Genomic DNA, 16,687 nt, shown 5'->3' on the forward strand with positions numbered 1-16,687 from the left:
TGACGTAACACCAAAAGCAACCGTTTGCGTCATTTTTTTTGTCAAATTTGAAATACAGCCACATTAGCGTGGTCGCCGACACTTTTTCATCCGTTTTTGATCTGAAACTTTGCCAATATGGCCGCCTTTGATATAAAGGCAGTAATTGATGTAAGAGATCGCTCATAAATGCCAAAGTATTATCTGATTCAGCTTCATCGCTCATTGTCCATTTTCCTACTCACTCTTTTTGTCGTCGGTTGCCAAATCGATTCAGATCCTAAAAGCGAGCTTGACCATATTCGTGAACGTGGCGTATTGCGAGTGGGTACGTTGAACAATCAACTCTCCTACTACATTGGCCCAGATGGCCCTGCAGGGCTGGACTACGAACTAGCACGCGAATTTGCCAATCAGCTTGGGGTTAAACTAGAGATGAAACCCGCTTATCGGTTGTCTAGTCTCTTTCCTGCACTGAAAAATGGGGAAATCGACGTTGTTGCAGCAGGGTTAAGTCAATCGAATCAACGCTTGAATGAGTACAGAACAGGGCCCGCTTATTACTATGTCAGCCAACAAGTCGTCTATAAGAAAGGCAACTGGCGTCCAAGAAATTTAAAACAATTACTGGAAAAACAACCGGAACTGATTGCTGGGCATGAAGGTGACAGCGTTTTTTCTATCGTGAATGAATCCCACTTTGAAAATACGCTCAGCGACATTAAACAGATCTACCCAGAGTTTCAGTACAATGTGAATAATAACGCCGACGTTAACGACCTTTTAAAACAGGTTTCGAATGGCGAACTGCTATTTACCATGGCTGATTCGGTCGAAGTCTCGTTGTCGCAGCGAATCTACCCTGACTTAGCCGTCGCCTTTGAATTAACTGAAGATCAGCCTATCGCTTGGTATATGCGTCGTTCTGAAGATGAAAGCTTATACGCCTTGATGATTGAGTTTTTTGGCAACCTTAAACAATCTGGTCAATTAGCGGCCTTGGAAGAGAAATATATTGGTCACGTGGGCACGTTTGATTATGTCGATACGCGCGCCTTTATTAGAGCACTCGATGTCCGCTTACCAAAATGGGCCCCTCTTTTCCAACAATATTCTGACGAGTTTGATTGGCGATTGATTGCCGCCTTAGCTTATCAAGAGTCTCACTGGAATCCGTTAGCTAAATCCCCCACTGGGGTCCGCGGTATGATGATGTTGACTCTCCCTACGGCAAGAAGTGTTGGTGTCGCCAATCGACTCGATCCGGAACAATCGATTCGTGGTGGTGTCGAATACCTGCGTCGGATGGTACAGCGTATACCAGACTCCATCCCAGAACATGAGAAAATTTGGTTTGCTCTCGCTTCCTATAACGTCGGCTATGGGCATATGATGGATGCAAGACGCTTAACCAAGCAACAAGGTGCGAACCCTGATTCATGGACTGAAGTCAAAGAACGCCTCCCTCAACTGAGACAAAAGAAATACTTCAGCCAGACTCGATATGGCTACGCGCGAGGTGACGAAGCCAAGGCCTACGTTGAAAATATTCGTCGCTATTATCAAAGCATTATTGGCCATGTTGATCAACAAAAGCAGATAGACAATAGTTCAGGTACTGATGATTTGGTTGTGATCAGTATTGAGGAGGAGGAAGCCGCGTTAGAAGCTATGGAATCGGCCGATGAGGCGCAGGATAATCAGTATCTCGACCCCATAGCTCAATAAGCATAACAATAGCTAAATCTTCCACGTTGAACAAAAATTGCACACTTGATTTCCAAGTGTGCAGCCCATACATCAAAACGTGAAAAAGATCGTTCCCTAAGTTTCATATTATGGTAACAATCCTGCACTATAAAGGCAGATTAAGATTGTCATAAGGCACCCTAAACCATTAGGGATCATTGTCAAAACTCAGCAGTAGGAGGTTGTTTATGCTTAAACGTAAAAAGCTATCAAAACACCTTAATAAAACGGTGGCAGCGAACCGTCGTAAACGTATGTTATCCAATAATAAAAAGAAAATTATCTGGCGTAACCGTGCATTTATGCAATTAATCTCTGCTTAACCTTCAGCGGCAAACATCTACTCAAAGTGGATGTTTGCTAAAGCCCATCACTCTGTTGCTTATTCCGCTGTTTTTCCGCCTGTATCTCTGCGCGTCTTCGTCTAAAAAAAGATTGCAGTTGCTCCCGACACTCCTCTTCTAACAATCCTTTATCGACCGTCGCGTAATGATAGGAGGCTTGGCTTTCAAATAAATTCAGCACCGTACCGGCCGCCCCAGCTTTGAGATCTGGAGCGCCAAAGACAATCCTTTTGACTCGGCTATGCAGCAGTGCGCCTGCGCACATTGGACAGGGCTCTAAAGTGACGTATAAGGTAGTATCTAGCAAACGATAATTTTGTAACCGTTGACCTGCTTGACGCAAAGCCTGAATTTCAGCGTGCGCTGTCGCATCATGTTGACCAATAGAGGCATTCCAACCTTCAGCAATGATTTCGCCATCTTTAACAAGCACAGCGCCCACAGGCACTTCACCTGCTTGTTCTGCAAGATTGGCAAGCGCGATGGCTCGGCGCATAAACTTTTGATCTTGAACGGTAAACTGTGTATTCATATATCCTATTTTCTCTTTCACTAGCCTTTGCCGTTAGCGGACGATAGCCGTTCTGCCAGAAAATCCACCAGCAGCCTAACTTTTGAGGACAAATGGCGATTTTGTGGGTATAAGGCCCATACACCTTCACGATCATCTCGGTACTGATGCAACACTTCTTGCAACTCACCCGAGAGCAAATACGGCTCTACATAATAGTCGGGCAATTGTACGATTCCAATCCCTTGCAACGCGGCATTCAATAACGCCACACCGCTGTTGCATTTAATTTTTCCTTTAACACCGATTTCACGAGAGCGTTGCTGATCCTTAAATCGCCAATAGTTCATAGTACCTTGTAAACATTGGTGATGAACCAACTCTGACAATGAATAGGGGGTGCCATATTTCACCAAATAGTCAGGGCTAGCGCAGACAAACAGTTGTCGGTTGGATAACTTTTTGCCAATAAAACTCGAATCATCCAACTGCCCTAATCGTACGGCGACATCAATTCCTTCAGCAATCAGATCCAATTTTTGGTTAGTGAGTATCAGTTCCAACTCCAATTGAGGATGTAACTGTAAAAACTCATGCAGCAAAGGCGCGACTTTCTGCTCACCATAAGTCACCGGAGCGGTCACTTTCAGTAAACCTGACGGCGTTTGCTGCATCTGCGTGACAGCAAGATCAGCCTGCGCTAAGCCTTCAACCAATTGCCGACACTGATGATAATAGAGTTGACCCGCTTCGGTCAGGGAGACTCGCCGCGTGGTACGTTGCAACAACTTTACCGCCAAACGCTCTTCTAATAGCGCAATACGTCGGCTGACATTCGCTACTGATGTCGATAGTTTATGCGCTGCTGCGGTAAAACTTCCAGTTTCAGCCACCGCAACAAATTCATGAATGCCTTCCCAACTCGCCATCTTAATTATTACTGATAAGTAAAAGTGATTCTTATTTTAGACCGATTATTAAATTTCAAGAAGGGAATATACTGTCACTCTCCCCAACTCACTTGAAACTTCAAGTAATGTGCAAAGGAAAATCTTATGTCATCACATCAATTCATTAAATCTCGCGCGGCGATTGCGTGGGGGCCAAATCAACCACTAAAAGTCGAGGAGGTTGACGTTATGTTGCCCCAAAAAGGCGAAGTGTTGGTGCGTATTATTGCGAGCGGCGTTTGTCATACCGATGCCTTTACGCTATCTGGTGAAGACCCTGAAGGGATTTTCCCGGTTATCCTCGGCCACGAAGGCGGCGGTATCGTTGAGAGGATTGGTGAAGGGGTAACCAGCGTCGAGGTAGGAGATCATGTCATTCCCTTGTACACCGCAGAGTGTGGTGAATGCAAATTCTGTAAATCAGGTAAAACTAACCTGTGCCAAGCAGTACGTGAAACGCAAGGAAAAGGATTAATGCCTGATGGCACTACACGTTTCTATAAAGACGGCCAACCCATTTTCCACTATATGGGTTGCTCCACCTTTTCTGAGTATACCGTGTTGCCAGAAATTTCCTTGGCTAAGGTCAATAAAGCGGCGCCATTAGAAGAGGTCTGCTTGCTCGGTTGTGGTGTCACAACGGGCATGGGCGCGGTGCTCAATACAGCCAAAGTTAAACAAGGTGATACTGTGGCCATCTTTGGCCTAGGCGGCATCGGGCTTTCCGCCATTATTGGCGCAAGAATGGCCGGTGCCAGCCGTATTATTGGCATTGATATCAATGAGAGTAAGTTTGAGCTTGCTACTCAGCTTGGTGCAACGGACTGCCTGAACCCGAAAACTCTGACTAAGCCAATCCAAGAAGTGATTATTGAGATGACTGATGGCGGTGTTGATTTTTCTTTTGAGTGCATCGGTAACGTCAATGTAATGCGCCAAGCGTTAGAATGCTGCCATAAAGGCTGGGGAGAATCGGTCATTATTGGTGTGGCTGGCGCGGGCCAAGAAATATCAACTCGCCCTTTCCAATTGGTGACGGGCCGAGTATGGCGTGGTAGTGCATTTGGCGGCGTAAAAGGCCGCTCGGAACTGCCACACATTGTCGAGCGCTATCTGGCGGGCGAATTTGGTTTGCAAGAGTTTATTACCCATACCATGGGTTTAGAGGATATAAACCAAGCCTTTGATTTAATGCATAAAGGTGAAAGTATTCGTTCTGTGATTCATTTTGACCAATAAGCTTTAATAACCAGCCCTTTTTTCTTAAAGGGCTGGGTGGGGGAAACTTGCTATGCACATTGAAAACATTAGCCAAGCCAAAGTATTTGAAGGCTGGCATAAACAGTACACGCACTCATCACAAGTACTAGGGTGCAGTATGCGTTTTGCTATTTATCTTCCACCTCAAGCGGCCTATCAATCGGTTCCGGTGTTGTATTGGTTATCCGGCTTAACATGCAGCGATGAAAACTTCATGCAAAAAGCTGGCGCATTTCAAAGCGCGGCTAAGCTCGGTATCGCGATTGTTGCCGCCGATACCAGCCCAAGAGGTGAAGGTGTTCCTGACGACCCGCAAGGAGCGTATGATTTTGGCCTTGGCGCAGGATTTTACCTCAACGCAACTCAAGCGCCTTGGGATAAGCACTACCAAATGTACAGCTACATTGTGCAAGAACTTCCAGCCTTAATAGAGCAACATTTTCCCGTAAACCAACAGCGAGCGATTGCAGGACACAGTATGGGTGGCCATGGTGCGTTAACCATCGGATTGAAAAACCCTCAACGCTATCGCTCGATTTCAGCCTTTAGCCCGATAAGCAACCCAATACACTGCCCTTGGGGGCAAAAAGCATTTCGCCACTACCTTGGTAATAACCAGCAAGATTGGAAACAATACGATGCGGTTGAATTGCTCACTACTCACTCATCATCCTTACCCATTTTGGTTGACCAAGGAGAGGAAGACCCGTTTTTACACGAACAGCTTAAACCTGAACGCTTACTCGCCGCTGCACAAGCGAGCAATAGCCCACTCTCGTTAAGAATGCATAAAGGTTACGATCACAGTTATTTTTTCATTCAAAGTTTCATTGATGATCACTTAGCATTTCACGCGCAACATCTGCACAAATGAGATTGAAAAAGCCCGCGATACACTCGCGGGCTTTTAATTCAGACTCGATAAATAACGTTAACGCTACAAGCTGTATGTGTAAGGCGCTTGCACCCCTAGCGGAATACCAAAAGCCCAGTAAGCGAGCAGGAACAGCGTCCAACCAATCAGCATCGCAATGGAGAAAGGCATCATCATTGAAGCCAAGGTGCCAATGCCCGTCGATTTTACATAACGTTGGCAATACACCACGACTAATGGGAAGAAGACCATCAGTGGAGAGATAATGTTAGAAACCGAATCGCCCACGCGGTAAGCCGCTTGCGATAGCTCGGGAGAAATCCCTACCGCCATCAGCATAGGTACCAGAATTGGACCAATCAATGCCCATTTTGCCGAGGCCGAACCCACCAGCAAATTAACGCTAGCCGTGAGTAAAATCATCCCCACAATCGTTGCTTGGCCGGGTAAGTCCATCGCTTTTAAGCCTTCAGCGCCATACAATGCCAACATAGTACCAATATTAGACTGACCAAACGCTGATAGGAACTGAGCACAGAAGAACGACATCACTATGTATGCGCCCATCGTAGCCATGGTGCCAGACATCGCTTTTATCACGTCATTACTGTTTTTAAAGGTGCCAGCCACTCGGCCATACACAATTCCCGGAATAATAAACAAGATAAAAATCAAAGGAACGATCGACTTCATCACTGGCGCAGAAAAGGCCGTTAGCTCACCATCAGGCGAACGCAGTGCTGAGTTTTCTGGGATCAAAGCCGCTACTAGTAATGCAATACCTACCACCATTGCCCAGCCAGCAAAACGAAATGCTCTCGATTCCGTTGCGCTGAATGTTCCTAGATCAGGCGCTATTTCCGCATCTTCATCGACAGGCATATTCGCTAGACGAGGTTCAATAATTTTCTCAGTCACATACCAACCAATCGCGACGATGATCACCGAAGATAAACCCGTGAAGAAAATGTTCGCCAGCGGATTCACTATGTATTGAGGATCCAAAATTTGTGCGGCGGTTTGTGTAAAACCAGCGAGCAAAGGATCAATACCAGAAGGGATAAAGTTCGCTGAAAAGCCACCAGAAACACCAGCAAATGCGGCTGCAATACCGGCCAGTGGATGACGCCCTGCCGCATGGAAAATAATCCCACCCAGAGGAATAACCAATACATAACCAGCATCAGCAGCCGTATGCGACACTATCGCCACCAAAATCAGCATCGGTGTTAGTAGTTTCGCTGGCGTGAAATTTAGCATTTTCTTAAGGCCTGTAGTGATAAACCCTGAAGAATCAGCCACTCCCACACCGAGCATGGCAACCAGCACGATACCTAGCGGCGCAAAGCTGGTGAATGTGGTCACCATATTGGCTAGAAAACTCGCGAGCGCTTTACCTGTCAGTAGGTTATTAACTTGCAGTGCTTCACCCGTTCGAGGGTTGGTCAAATCAAATGTCACATTCGATAACAGTGCCGATGAAACCCAAACAATAATCAGTGCCCAGAAAAACAAAATCGCAGGGTCAGGAATTTTATTTCCTGCACGTTCAATAAAATTTAAAAAGCGATCCATACCGCTCGGCTTCGGAAATGGTGCTTGTTTTACGACTTGGTTACTCATTCGTAACTCCATATGTGATGTTGCTGCTGTAGGCCTATATCAATTTATTTAGCCGACCTATTAATCGTCGGTTATTCTATAAAAAAGCCTCAACCAAAGCACAAGCTTCTACAGTTTTTTACAAAAACGGGGACATATTTTGCAAAAATAGCATTCCACCACAACAATCCAAACACATTCTTATGCTCTTTTTTCCTACAAATCAGTAACCAATTTGCAAAATCAAATATTTCATTTTTGTATAAGCATCGAGACGCTAATCAAACTCACTGAACTGCGAAATCATGGTTTTCAGCTCAACCGACTGCTTATTTCCCTGACGATCATGCCAATAGGACTCAATATAAATGGTTTTCAGTGAGCCCGATAAAGAGACCGTTGGTACTGACCAACTGAGTGTATAAAAGGGATGTGAGTTATCTTGTCCGTTGACAATATCACTATCAAAATTCGCTGGCGTGAGAGTAGAAATCGCGGCAGAAGCGCCACGGCTACGAAACCATTCCAACTTTTGTTCGGCCAAATGTAGTGCTTCGATACTATGAACGGCAAAATCCGCCTTTTGCTCAACCAACACTTGTAATTTGACCAAACCCAGTGCCCCAACACCAATTAGAACAAACGATATCATCACTTCTATTAGGTTAAATCCTTGCTGTTTAGAGATCATTCCATGAACCTTTTTGCCATCTAGGTGGAACCGAAAAGGAAAAGCTGTTTTCAATATCACTGTTATATTGCAAACGTAGCGAGTTATAAAATAGTGCTATCTGACCTTGGGTATCAAAGGCCATTCCTCCGGTAAATTGAAAAGATCCCGACTGTAAGTAGGTAGCGTGCTTTGGCGTCAAGGTGGTAGCGCTGCCGTACAATGTTTTTATCGGTGCATCAAAATTAGCATTGAGATCCGCGATGAGTTCAGTATCAAATCCATTCCAATTTGCCGTATCAGCGGCAAATCCACTGTTAAAATGAAAGAGCACCCCTTGAATGCTGCCACTCCCTCGAATCCCTAACACGCCATTATGCACCAGCAAAAAAAGGTAAGTCCCAGGATGAGCATTTTGTATGGTTGACATTGTATCAATCGATGCTTGGTTCAGTTGACAACTGCCATCAATCCATACTTGATTCGGCTGACCAAGAACCAAAGCACCTTTAAATTTCGAAACACAATCAACATCACCACTGGTCATTGTGTAACTCAAGAACTTAAATTCAGTATCGTCGCGTGCTTTTTCCCATTCTCCCCGTTCGTAACCAAAGAGATCTTTAAATGGGTTTAGCGTTTCATCTCGGTAAATATCATTTTTGACATCGACTGCTTCATAAAGACCGCTACTATTTTTCCAAATACCGCTTTGTGAACTACTGTTCGTTTTATGCGTCGGCGCGCAATCGGCACTATTGTCAAAAACAGCACTTGGTTTTTGAATAGCACTCCCAACACCATTATTTGTCACTCCCGCCGTAGCAATAACATATTTAGCAACGGCGATAGCCGCGCATTCATATTTCCCATCACTATTTTTGGGCCCGGGATCTGGTGGAGAAATAAGTGTAGAGCCAAACACTATTAAGTCTGAAGTAGAACGAATGGCTCCTGGACTTCTCCCACGTTGAAACAGAATGTTCTTTTTCAACGTCATCATTTGATACTGGGACATAAGTGTACTGGCGTTAGTAGGGTCTGCAGAGAGGTACGTTAACTCTAAATCGACACACAAGGTATTGAGGTTATTAGGAATGGAACTATTTTTATTGTTCACAATATGGCTATAACCACACTCAAGCCCCCCTTCTGCTCGCCAATGCTGTTGCCTCGCTTGCACCTCATTTTGTGCTCGTTTGATCTGAAAAAAGAGCGAACGGTAGGAGCCTAATGCCACCACTAAAGCGAGCACCAACAAAAGCGTGGTGATCAATAACGTTACAGCGCCTTGCTGAGCTTGCTTCATTACTGCCAATTCCTTTGTTTTATTGCCACTCCAAATGATGTTGATACACGGCTATCCCCCACCAACTCTGCTGCCATAGAGATCGTCATGTAGGCTGAGCTCACACCATTCGCCGCTAATGATGCTCGCTGGGCTTGAAAATGAGTCACATTAATCTGGTTAGTGTCGAAAATAGCAGTGCAACCAGCCGTCGCTTGGGAAACGGTTTTGGCCCCTGAAATCACAGACGTCGGCCTGTCACAGACACCCAACGCGCCAGAAGTCATGACAAACCCAACATTTCTGATCTGTTTCGTTGCCCCCGTATCATCAAGGTAGGCATACGCGAGCGTTGATTGGTCGGCCGAAACAAAAACGATATCATCGCTATCCAATAACGTGAGTGAGTTACCATGACCGCCATCATAACCTGCACGTTGAATATCTTGTTTGAGGTATTGCAGCGCGCCCGTCACTTGTTGCAGTAGCAGTAGCTCCTTGCCTCTTTCGGTCGCTACCTTCTGCCCAGTGATGAATACAGAGCCGATAATGGCTATCGCAATCAAGCCAAGCATGGATGCCACCATGAACTCAATTAACGTTGCCCCCATCTGCTTGGTTTCAGCGATATGAGCTTTATAGGCATGCTTTTTTGCTCTCGGTATGTTAGCTGCACTGCTTAAAACCAAAATAGTCTCCTCCATTACCACATAGGCGCATTCGTCCTGAAGGTCTATAGGTCGTGAATTTGAGTGCACCTTGGTGTGTTGAAAAATCAAGGCTCCCATTTACAGCTCGGCCATTAATGGCTTCAAAATGGATCTGATTTGACGGGTAATTCACCCCCAATTCAATATTGCGATAAGGTTGCCCCGATAGCGATGAAATCACTTGCCCCCCGGGATAGGTTCCTGAATTAGTCAGCACGATTTGCCATTCACCTTGGCTATTAACCGAACCCGACATGACAATATGCGCCCATAGCGGCTGCTTTCTCATTACTGCTTCCGAACGGGCGCTCATCATCAAACCATTAATCTCACCCGCTAAACGTTGCATCTTTTGCGTATCACTGACTTGTTTGAAATTGGGAGCCGCTATCGTGAGTAAAATAGACAAAACGGAAACCGTGATAAGCAGCTCAAGTAAAGTAAACCCGCGAGCCATTTCCCAAATTCCTATGTAATTAAAATATGAAACAAAATTCACCTTGCGCGAATGCTATCACCTAATAAAAATAGCGGGTAAATCAACAAGGAACTCCACGTGATGATTCGAAATTCTAAATGCAACAACCACAACCGGCGGTCGTTCGGGATGACATTGATCGAATTATTGATTGCGGTTGTGATTATTGGCGTACTGTCTGCAATCGCTTATCCAAGTTATACCAAGCACGTTTTAAAAGGACACCGAACCACCGCTCTCGCCGATATGGGGAGAATTCAACTGGAACTGGAGCATCACTACGATAAGGGTTATGACTGGAGCAGGATCATTTCAGGGGGAAATTGCGTCATCTGTGAAAGCGATGCTGAACGCTATCAGTTTTCAGTCGCCAGCTCCGCAACCAGTAGCTACACCATCACCGCGACGGCGCAGAGCACCAGAGGCCAAGACCAGGATGAATGTCTAACCAGCGATAAGGTCATGACATTGAAATCAACCAACGAATCCGCACCAAGCGCATGCTGGAAATAGAACACCACAAAGGTTCAGTTTGTGAGGGGAGGAGAAAGTCATCCTGTATCAGGAACGAATAAGGCCTGCATTGCAGGCCTTATTGGATAGATAATAATTCAACAGTGAATTAGCTGGTTAAATCATCGAAGAACTTTTTCACGCCATTAAAGAAACCTTCCGATTTAGGCTTATGCTTATTTGCCGCTTCACCACCGCAAGTTTCTTCAAATTCACGTAATAGTTCTTTTTGACGCGCGCTCAGTTTCACTGGTGTTTCAACCACGAGTTTGACAACCAAATCACCGATCGCCCCACCGCGTACGCCTTTCACACCTTTACCACGCATACGGAACATGCGCCCTGTTTGCGTCTCTTCTGGCACTTTCAAGTTTACACGACCATCGAGTGTTGGAACTTCAACTTCACCGCCAAGTGCCGCCATAGCAAAACTTACAGGGACTTCACAGTATAAGTTGTTGCCATCACGTTCAAAAATGTGGTGCTCTTTGACGTGAACTTGTACGTACAAATCCCCCGCTGGAGCGCTCATTTCTCCTGCTTCACCTTCGCCAGATAAACGAATGCGATCGCCCGTATCCACACCGGCTGGAATTTTAACATTAAGCGTTTTGGTTTTTTGCTTACGCCCCTGTCCGTGACACACGTTGCATGGGTCTTTAATGATCTTACCTTTACCATGGCAAGTCGGACAGGTTTGCTGTACAGCAAAAAATCCTTGGCGCATCTGTACTTGGCCGTGACCATGACAGGTTCCACACGTTTGCGCAGACGAGCCTTTCTTCGCGCCAGTACCTTCACAAGAATCACAATGGACCAGTGTTGGCACTTCAATCTCTTTTGAACAACCACGAACGGCCTCTTCTAAAGACAGTTCCATGTTGTAACGTAAGTCAGCACCACGTTGTGCACGCGCTTGACCACCACCCCGACGACCACCACCGAAAATGTCACCAAAGACATCACCGAAGATATCGCCAAAATCAGCACTGCCGCCACCAAAGCCGCCACCGCCCATTCCGCCTTGTTCAAAAGCAGCATGACCGTACTGATCATAAGCCGCTTTCTTTTGCGAATCGGTTAAAATTTCATACGCTTCTTTTACTTCTTTAAACTTGTCCGAAGCGCTGTCATCCCCTTGGTTTCTATCAGGGTGAAACTTCATTGCTAGGCGCTTGTACGCCTTTTTAATATCGCGCTCAGAGGCATCTCGGCCTACGCCTAATACTTCGTAAAAATCACGTTTTGACATCTTCTTCGTCACCAATTTGTTACCGCAAACGACACGCTGCCGCTTGGTGTTTATATCGACCTAACTAATGGCTCTAGATTCTAGTGAATTCACACTAAAAAGACACTGTTAGTTAGATGGACACCAATGAGTTTTCATTAATTACAGACATACGGGCGTAAGAGTTACCCCAAACGCCCGCATCATACCGTTGATTTCATTCTTCTCTTAGAGAAGTTAGGGTGGGTTAAACTCGCGAGCCACCCAACCCTAGCCCTCCCCGCTTAAAAGGAGGGAACTCAATCAATTACTTTTTGTCTTCTTTGACTTCTTCAAACTCAGCGTCAACGACATCGTCTTCTGCAGACTGTTGTTGGCCTTCACCCGCTTGTTGTGCTTGAGCTTTTTGCTGAGCGATCTCCATCAGTTTTTGAGCAGCAGCCATAAGCGCTTGAACTTTAGCGTCGATCGCTTCTTTGTCTTCACCTTTCTTCGCTTCTTCAAGCTCAGTAATGGCCGCTTCAATCTTCACTTTATCGTCAGCAGGAAGAGCATCACCCGCTTCTTCAATTTGCTTACGAGTACCGTGAATCATTTGGTCCGCTTGGTTACGTGCTGTCGCTAACTCTTCGAACTTTTTGTCCGCTTCTTTGTTTGCTTCAGCTTCTTGGACCATTTTCTCGATTTCAGCATCGCTCAAACCGCCAGACGCTTGGATAGTGATCTTCTGCTCTTTGCCTGTTTGTTTATCTTTCGCAGACACGTGCAAGATACCATCCGCATCCAAGTCAAACACAACTTCAATTTGTGGCATGCCACGTGGTGCAGCTTGAATACCTTCTAGGTTAAATTGACCTAGCGATTTGTTGTACATGGCTTGCTTACGCTCACCTTGTAGAACATGGATCGTTACTGCGTTTTGGTTGTCTTCAGCGGTAGAGAATACTTGATTCGCTTTAGTTGGAATCGTTGTGTTTTTCTCAACCAACTTAGTCATCACGCCACCCATTGTCTCGATACCGAGAGACAGAGGCGTTACGTCAAGTAGCAGTACGTCTTTTACTTCACCCGCAAGCACACCACCTTGAATGGCCGCACCAACAGCAACCGCTTCATCTGGGTTAACATCTTTACGCGCTTCTTTGCCAAAGAATTCAGCCACTTTCTTCTGAACCATAGGCATACGAGTCTGACCACCCACAAGGATAACGTCAGTGATGTCGCCGACAGACAAGTCTGCATCAGCCAACGCCACTTTTAGTGGCTCAAGCGAACGCTGAACAAGGTCTTCCACTAGAGATTCTAGTTTCGCACGTGTCACTTTCACGTTCATGTGCTTAGGACCAGCAGCATCAGCGGTGATGTAAGGCAAGTTCACATCTGTTTGTTGCGCTGATGACAACTCAATTTTCGCTTTTTCTGCGGCTTCTTTTAGACGCTGCATCGCAAGTGGATCAGTTTTTAGGTTGATGCCTTGCTCTTTTTTGAACTCATCAACGAGATAGTTGATCATGCGGTTATCAAAGTCTTCACCACCAAGGTGTGTGTCACCGTTAGTTGCTAGAACTTCGAATGTTTTCTCGCCTTCAACTTCATCGATCTCGATGATTGAAATATCAAATGTACCACCACCAAGGTCGTATACCGCGATAACGCGATCGCCACCTTGTTTGTCCAAACCATAAGCAAGTGCAGCCGCTGTTGGTTCGTTGATGATACGTTTTACTTCAAGGCCTGCAATACGACCTGCATCTTTCGTTGCTTGACGTTGTGCATCGTTAAAGTATGCAGGAACCGTAATAACGGCACCAGTAACTGGCTCACCAAGAAAATCTTCAGCTGTTTTCTTCATTTTCTTCAGAACTTCAGCTGAAACTTGAGGAGCGGCCATTTTTTGGCCTCTTGCTTCAACCCAAGCATCGCCATTATCAGCCTTCACGATTTTGTAAGGCATGATTTCAATATCACGTTGAACTTCTTCGTCTTCAAAACGACGACCGATCAAACGCTTAATTGCAAATAGCGTATTGGTTGGGTTTGTTACCGCTTGACGTTTTGCAGGCTGACCTACTAGCGTCTCACCATCTGTATATGCAATTACCGATGCAGTTGTACGTTCACCTTCAGCGTTTTCAATAACGCGAGGTTTGTCGCCATCTAAAACAGCAACACAAGAGTTAGTAGTACCTAAGTCAATACCAATGATTTTACCCATCAGGCTATCTCCAAATAAATTCTATTTTTGTTTTATGCTACCCCCTATGTGGGGGAGGGAGAACAGGGTTTCAACCCTTACTCACAAACTAAACAAGGATGTTCGTTTCTCGTATGCCCAATAAATAAGGTCACTCAGCACCTTTTCAAGGGCAAAATTGAAAAAAGTTATGATATTTCGACTAAACAGCGTAAATAACGACTTTTTCAATCCCGAAATCACTTAATGAAGGTTTCTATCTCGACATTAATCGATTTCGACATAAAAAAGAGAGGCGACGTACACCTCTCTTTGGCACTGAATAAATTAACGCCAATAAAGCATTTGGCTTATTTCGCAACTCTTTACTTTGATACCATGACCATCGCAGGGCGAATCACTCGGCCATTCAACTCATAGCCCTTTTGCATCACAAACATCACAGTATTAGGTTCATGATCTGGGCTCTCTTGAATTGACATTGCTTGGTGCAATTCTGGGTTGAATGTTTCGCCTTCAGGATTAATCTCTTTCAGGCCAAACTTTTCAACTACGCCAATGAAAGTTTTGCGTGTCAGTTCCACACCTTCCACCAGCGGTTTCACCACTTCGTTCTCAGCGTCAGCAGCTTGAATCGTGCGCTCTAGGTTGTCTAACACTGGCAACAACTCTTCAGCAAAACGGCTCAACGCATATTTACGCGCTTTATCGATCTCTTGCTCTGAACGGCGGCGCATATTTTCAACTTCCGCTTTCGCTCTTAGCACCGAGTCTTTTTGCTCTTGAATTTTTGCTTCGCTCGACAGTAGCGCCGCTTCTAATTGCGCAATTTGGGACTCTTTCTCATCGACTTCAACTTGTTCGTTCCAATCGATATCCGCGTCAGTACCAACGACTTCAGCTTCTTGACCCACTACTTCTTGCTGTAGTTCTTCTTCTTTGATTTTGTTTTCTTCGTTGTTCATGATATCTCCAGAATCCAATTATTTTGCGCTTAACCTCCACAGTTCAAAAAGTTAAGCACACAAAAATTCGCACAAAGGCATAACTTGCCCTTATTATGGGGATGAACAATCCTGATTCAAGCCTAATTAGTTTGGAAAATTTATGAAAAAACCATTTGAAGTGATCGCTATCATTGGAAAACCAAGAGATCAACAAGCCATTCAAACACATAAAGAGCTTTATCAATGGCTAACTTCAATGGGATATCCGGTCTTTATTGATGATCGTCTCAGCGAAATATTGGAAGGTGTACCTGCGGAACATTTCGCTAGCCTGCTTGAAATCGGCAAAAAAGCAGACCTTGCGGTTGTGGTTGGGGGCGATGGCAATATGCTCGGTGCCGCACGCGTATTATCACGCTTCGACATTTCCGTGATTGGGGTGAATCGTGGCAATTTAGGATTTTTGACCGATCTCAACCCAGAAGATTTTCAACCAAGGCTACTTGCAGTACTCAATGGCGAATATTTAGAAGAACAACGCTTCTTACTGGAAACAGAAATTCATCGCCACGGGCAAGTCAAAAGCCATAATGCAGCGCTTAATGAAGCCGTATTACACCCCGGCAAAATTGCACATATGATTGAATTTGAAGTCTATATAGATAACAGCTTCGCTTTTTCTCAACGCTCCGATGGCCTTATCGTTTCTACCCCAACAGGCTCTACCGCTTATTCACTTTCTGGCGGCGGGCCGATTTTATCCCCCAGTTTAAACGCCATTACATTGGTCCCTATGTTCCCGCATACCCTTTCAAGCCGCCCCCTAGTTGTGGATGGCAACCGCCAGATAAAACTGCTGGTTTCGCCTGATAATCGCGGAACACAGGAAGTTAGCTGCGATGGACAAGTATCCCTACCGGTTTCCCCCGGTGATGAAGTGCATATTTACCAAAGCCCAAATATTCTAAAGCTCATTCATCCTAAAGATTACAGCTACTATCACGTGCTAAGAAAGAAACTGGGTTGGTCGAGTAAATTGTTTTAAATCAACCTCTTCACCTTCTATTGACTGTCGACCTCGATTAATAATATTGAGGTCTTTTTATCGGGAATCTTTAATATTTAATGGGTTTTTAAATTTCTATTTATTTTCCATCATAAATTTACTCATCCTATAGCTGATTATTTGTGAGCCATGATTTGTTCCATATTCAAATTAAGGACTTCGATCACAATTATTATTTCTATCAATTTACTTACTGATCAACTTGGTTAAGAATTGTTCCATCAGTCAACCAGCTATAACTCACCACGGATTTAGATATGAGTAAAAATCTAAAAATTCAAGATAAGTTATGGTCAAGCTCCCTAGCTTGGTACACGCACG

At 45.0% G+C, this 16,687-nt stretch carries 16 protein-coding genes; 6 read left to right on the top strand and 10 right to left on the bottom strand.

The genetic code is table 11. The features are described 5' to 3' along the window. Positions 1 to 168 precede the first annotated feature (168 nt). Both mltF and EXZ60_RS07360 read left to right on the top strand, forming a co-directional pair. Positions 169 to 1,707, top strand: coding sequence for a membrane-bound lytic murein transglycosylase MltF (mltF, locus tag EXZ60_RS07355; protein ID WP_019282955.1), 1,539 nt, complete (start codon positions 169 to 171; stop codon positions 1,705 to 1,707). 209 nt (positions 1,708 to 1,916) lie between these two features. Next, positions 1,917 to 2,051 (top strand): hypothetical protein, encoded by a 135-nt coding sequence (locus EXZ60_RS07360; RefSeq protein WP_254917022.1) that lies wholly within the window; start codon positions 1,917 to 1,919, stop codon positions 2,049 to 2,051. 37 nt (positions 2,052 to 2,088) lie between these two features. Here the strand turns inward: EXZ60_RS07360 and tadA are convergent, their stop codons facing one another. Both tadA and EXZ60_RS07370 read right to left on the bottom strand, forming a co-directional pair. Next, entirely contained in the window at positions 2,089 to 2,604 is a 516-nt protein-coding gene (gene tadA, locus EXZ60_RS07365; protein ID WP_170888572.1) for a tRNA adenosine(34) deaminase TadA, read from the bottom strand. A 20-nt stretch (positions 2,605 to 2,624) separates the two neighbouring features. Continuing rightward, positions 2,625 to 3,512 carry a LysR family transcriptional regulator gene (locus EXZ60_RS07370; protein WP_017045589.1) on the bottom strand — a complete coding sequence of 296 codons (888 nt, stop codon included), beginning with the start codon at positions 3,510 to 3,512 and terminating at the stop codon, positions 2,625 to 2,627. A 126-nt stretch (positions 3,513 to 3,638) separates the two neighbouring features. Between EXZ60_RS07370 and EXZ60_RS07375 the strand changes: the two genes are divergently transcribed. Both EXZ60_RS07375 and fghA read left to right on the top strand, forming a co-directional pair. Beyond that, the gene (locus tag EXZ60_RS07375) at positions 3,639 to 4,772 is read left to right on the top strand and encodes an S-(hydroxymethyl)glutathione dehydrogenase/class III alcohol dehydrogenase (RefSeq protein WP_017045590.1); all 1,134 of its coding nucleotides are present in this window, start codon (positions 3,639 to 3,641) and stop codon (positions 4,770 to 4,772) included. Between the two features lie 52 nt (positions 4,773 to 4,824). Beyond that, positions 4,825 to 5,667 (top strand): S-formylglutathione hydrolase, encoded by an 843-nt coding sequence (fghA, locus tag EXZ60_RS07380; protein WP_013857422.1) that lies wholly within the window; start codon positions 4,825 to 4,827, stop codon positions 5,665 to 5,667. A gap of 63 nt (positions 5,668 to 5,730) precedes the next feature. Here fghA and EXZ60_RS07385 read toward each other — a convergent pair whose 3' ends face one another. From EXZ60_RS07385 to EXZ60_RS07405, 5 genes are all read right to left on the bottom strand, one after another. Next, positions 5,731 to 7,290, bottom strand: a complete 1,560-nt coding sequence (locus tag EXZ60_RS07385) for an AbgT family transporter (RefSeq protein ID WP_017045592.1) — start codon at positions 7,288 to 7,290, stop codon at positions 5,731 to 5,733. 256 nt (positions 7,291 to 7,546) lie between these two features. Then, a complete protein-coding gene (locus EXZ60_RS07390) occupies positions 7,547 to 7,960 on the bottom strand; it encodes a prepilin-type N-terminal cleavage/methylation domain-containing protein (RefSeq protein ID WP_277435502.1) in 414 nt (137 codons plus the stop codon). Continuing rightward, positions 7,950 to 9,257, bottom strand: a complete 1,308-nt coding sequence (locus EXZ60_RS07395) for a hypothetical protein (protein ID WP_088731982.1) — start codon at positions 9,255 to 9,257, stop codon at positions 7,950 to 7,952. Before EXZ60_RS07395 ends, EXZ60_RS07390 begins: the two co-directional genes overlap by 11 nt. Next, complete coding sequence (locus EXZ60_RS07400; RefSeq protein ID WP_277435503.1) at positions 9,248 to 9,916, bottom strand: pilus assembly protein PilW; 669 nt, start codon at positions 9,914 to 9,916, stop codon at positions 9,248 to 9,250. Before EXZ60_RS07400 ends, EXZ60_RS07395 begins: the two co-directional genes overlap by 10 nt. Further along, positions 9,894 to 10,394 (bottom strand): GspH/FimT family pseudopilin, encoded by a 501-nt coding sequence (locus EXZ60_RS07405; RefSeq protein WP_017043370.1) that lies wholly within the window; start codon positions 10,392 to 10,394, stop codon positions 9,894 to 9,896. The genes EXZ60_RS07400 and EXZ60_RS07405 overlap by 23 nt, the downstream gene beginning before the upstream one ends. 102 nt (positions 10,395 to 10,496) lie before the next feature. On the opposite strand from EXZ60_RS07405, the gene EXZ60_RS07410 reads away from it, so the two are divergent. Then, entirely contained in the window at positions 10,497 to 10,928 is a 432-nt protein-coding gene (locus tag EXZ60_RS07410; protein ID WP_170935162.1) for a type IV pilin protein, read from the top strand. 109 nt (positions 10,929 to 11,037) lie between these two features. On the opposite strand, the gene dnaJ is transcribed toward EXZ60_RS07410, so the two are convergent. The 3 genes from dnaJ to grpE form a co-directional block, all read right to left on the bottom strand. Beyond that, on the bottom strand, positions 11,038 to 12,180 hold the full coding sequence (gene dnaJ / locus EXZ60_RS07415; RefSeq protein WP_277435504.1) for a molecular chaperone DnaJ: 1,143 nt from the start codon (positions 12,178 to 12,180) through the stop codon (positions 11,038 to 11,040). Positions 12,181 to 12,466: 286 nt separating this feature from the next. Next, positions 12,467 to 14,374, bottom strand: a complete 1,908-nt coding sequence (dnaK, locus tag EXZ60_RS07420; protein ID WP_013857431.1) for a molecular chaperone DnaK — start codon at positions 14,372 to 14,374, stop codon at positions 12,467 to 12,469. A 344-nt stretch (positions 14,375 to 14,718) separates the two neighbouring features. Then, the gene (grpE, locus tag EXZ60_RS07425) at positions 14,719 to 15,318 is read right to left on the bottom strand and encodes a nucleotide exchange factor GrpE (RefSeq protein ID WP_277435505.1); all 600 of its coding nucleotides are present in this window, start codon (positions 15,316 to 15,318) and stop codon (positions 14,719 to 14,721) included. 142 nt (positions 15,319 to 15,460) lie between these two features. Between grpE and nadK the strand changes: the two genes are divergently transcribed. Beyond that, positions 15,461 to 16,345 carry an NAD(+) kinase gene (gene nadK / locus EXZ60_RS07430; RefSeq protein WP_013857433.1) on the top strand — a complete coding sequence of 295 codons (885 nt, stop codon included), beginning with the start codon at positions 15,461 to 15,463 and terminating at the stop codon, positions 16,343 to 16,345. The last annotated feature ends 342 nt before the right edge of the window (positions 16,346 to 16,687 follow it).

The sequence above is a fragment of the Vibrio sp. 1151_11 genome, from assembly GCF_029478525.1.
GTDB lineage: Bacteria > Pseudomonadota > Gammaproteobacteria > Enterobacterales > Vibrionaceae > Vibrio > Vibrio anguillarum.

Excerpts from the sequence above, each read along its gene's own strand:
- mltF (WP_019282955.1), top strand. The coding sequence starts at position 169 with ATGCCAAAGTATTATCTGATTCAGCTTCATCGCTCATTGTCCATTTTC.
- EXZ60_RS07360 (WP_254917022.1), top strand. The coding sequence starts at position 1,917 with ATGCTTAAACGTAAAAAGCTATCAAAACACCTTAATAAAACGGTGGCA.
- tadA (WP_170888572.1), bottom strand. The coding sequence starts at position 2,604 with ATGAATACACAGTTTACCGTTCAAGATCAAAAGTTTATGCGCCGAGCC.
- EXZ60_RS07370 (WP_017045589.1), bottom strand. The coding sequence starts at position 3,512 with ATGGCGAGTTGGGAAGGCATTCATGAATTTGTTGCGGTGGCTGAAACT.
- EXZ60_RS07375 (WP_017045590.1), top strand. The coding sequence starts at position 3,639 with ATGTCATCACATCAATTCATTAAATCTCGCGCGGCGATTGCGTGGGGG.
- fghA (WP_013857422.1), top strand. The coding sequence starts at position 4,825 with ATGCACATTGAAAACATTAGCCAAGCCAAAGTATTTGAAGGCTGGCAT.
- EXZ60_RS07385 (WP_017045592.1), bottom strand. The coding sequence starts at position 7,290 with ATGAGTAACCAAGTCGTAAAACAAGCACCATTTCCGAAGCCGAGCGGT.
- EXZ60_RS07390 (WP_277435502.1), bottom strand. The coding sequence starts at position 7,960 with ATGATCTCTAAACAGCAAGGATTTAACCTAATAGAAGTGATGATATCG.
- EXZ60_RS07405 (WP_017043370.1), bottom strand. The coding sequence starts at position 10,394 with ATGGCTCGCGGGTTTACTTTACTTGAGCTGCTTATCACGGTTTCCGTT.
- EXZ60_RS07410 (WP_170935162.1), top strand. The coding sequence starts at position 10,497 with ATGATTCGAAATTCTAAATGCAACAACCACAACCGGCGGTCGTTCGGG.
- dnaJ (WP_277435504.1), bottom strand. The coding sequence starts at position 12,180 with ATGTCAAAACGTGATTTTTACGAAGTATTAGGCGTAGGCCGAGATGCC.
- dnaK (WP_013857431.1), bottom strand. The coding sequence starts at position 14,374 with ATGGGTAAAATCATTGGTATTGACTTAGGTACTACTAACTCTTGTGTT.
- grpE (WP_277435505.1), bottom strand. The coding sequence starts at position 15,318 with ATGAACAACGAAGAAAACAAAATCAAAGAAGAAGAACTACAGCAAGAA.
- nadK (WP_013857433.1), top strand. The coding sequence starts at position 15,461 with ATGAAAAAACCATTTGAAGTGATCGCTATCATTGGAAAACCAAGAGAT.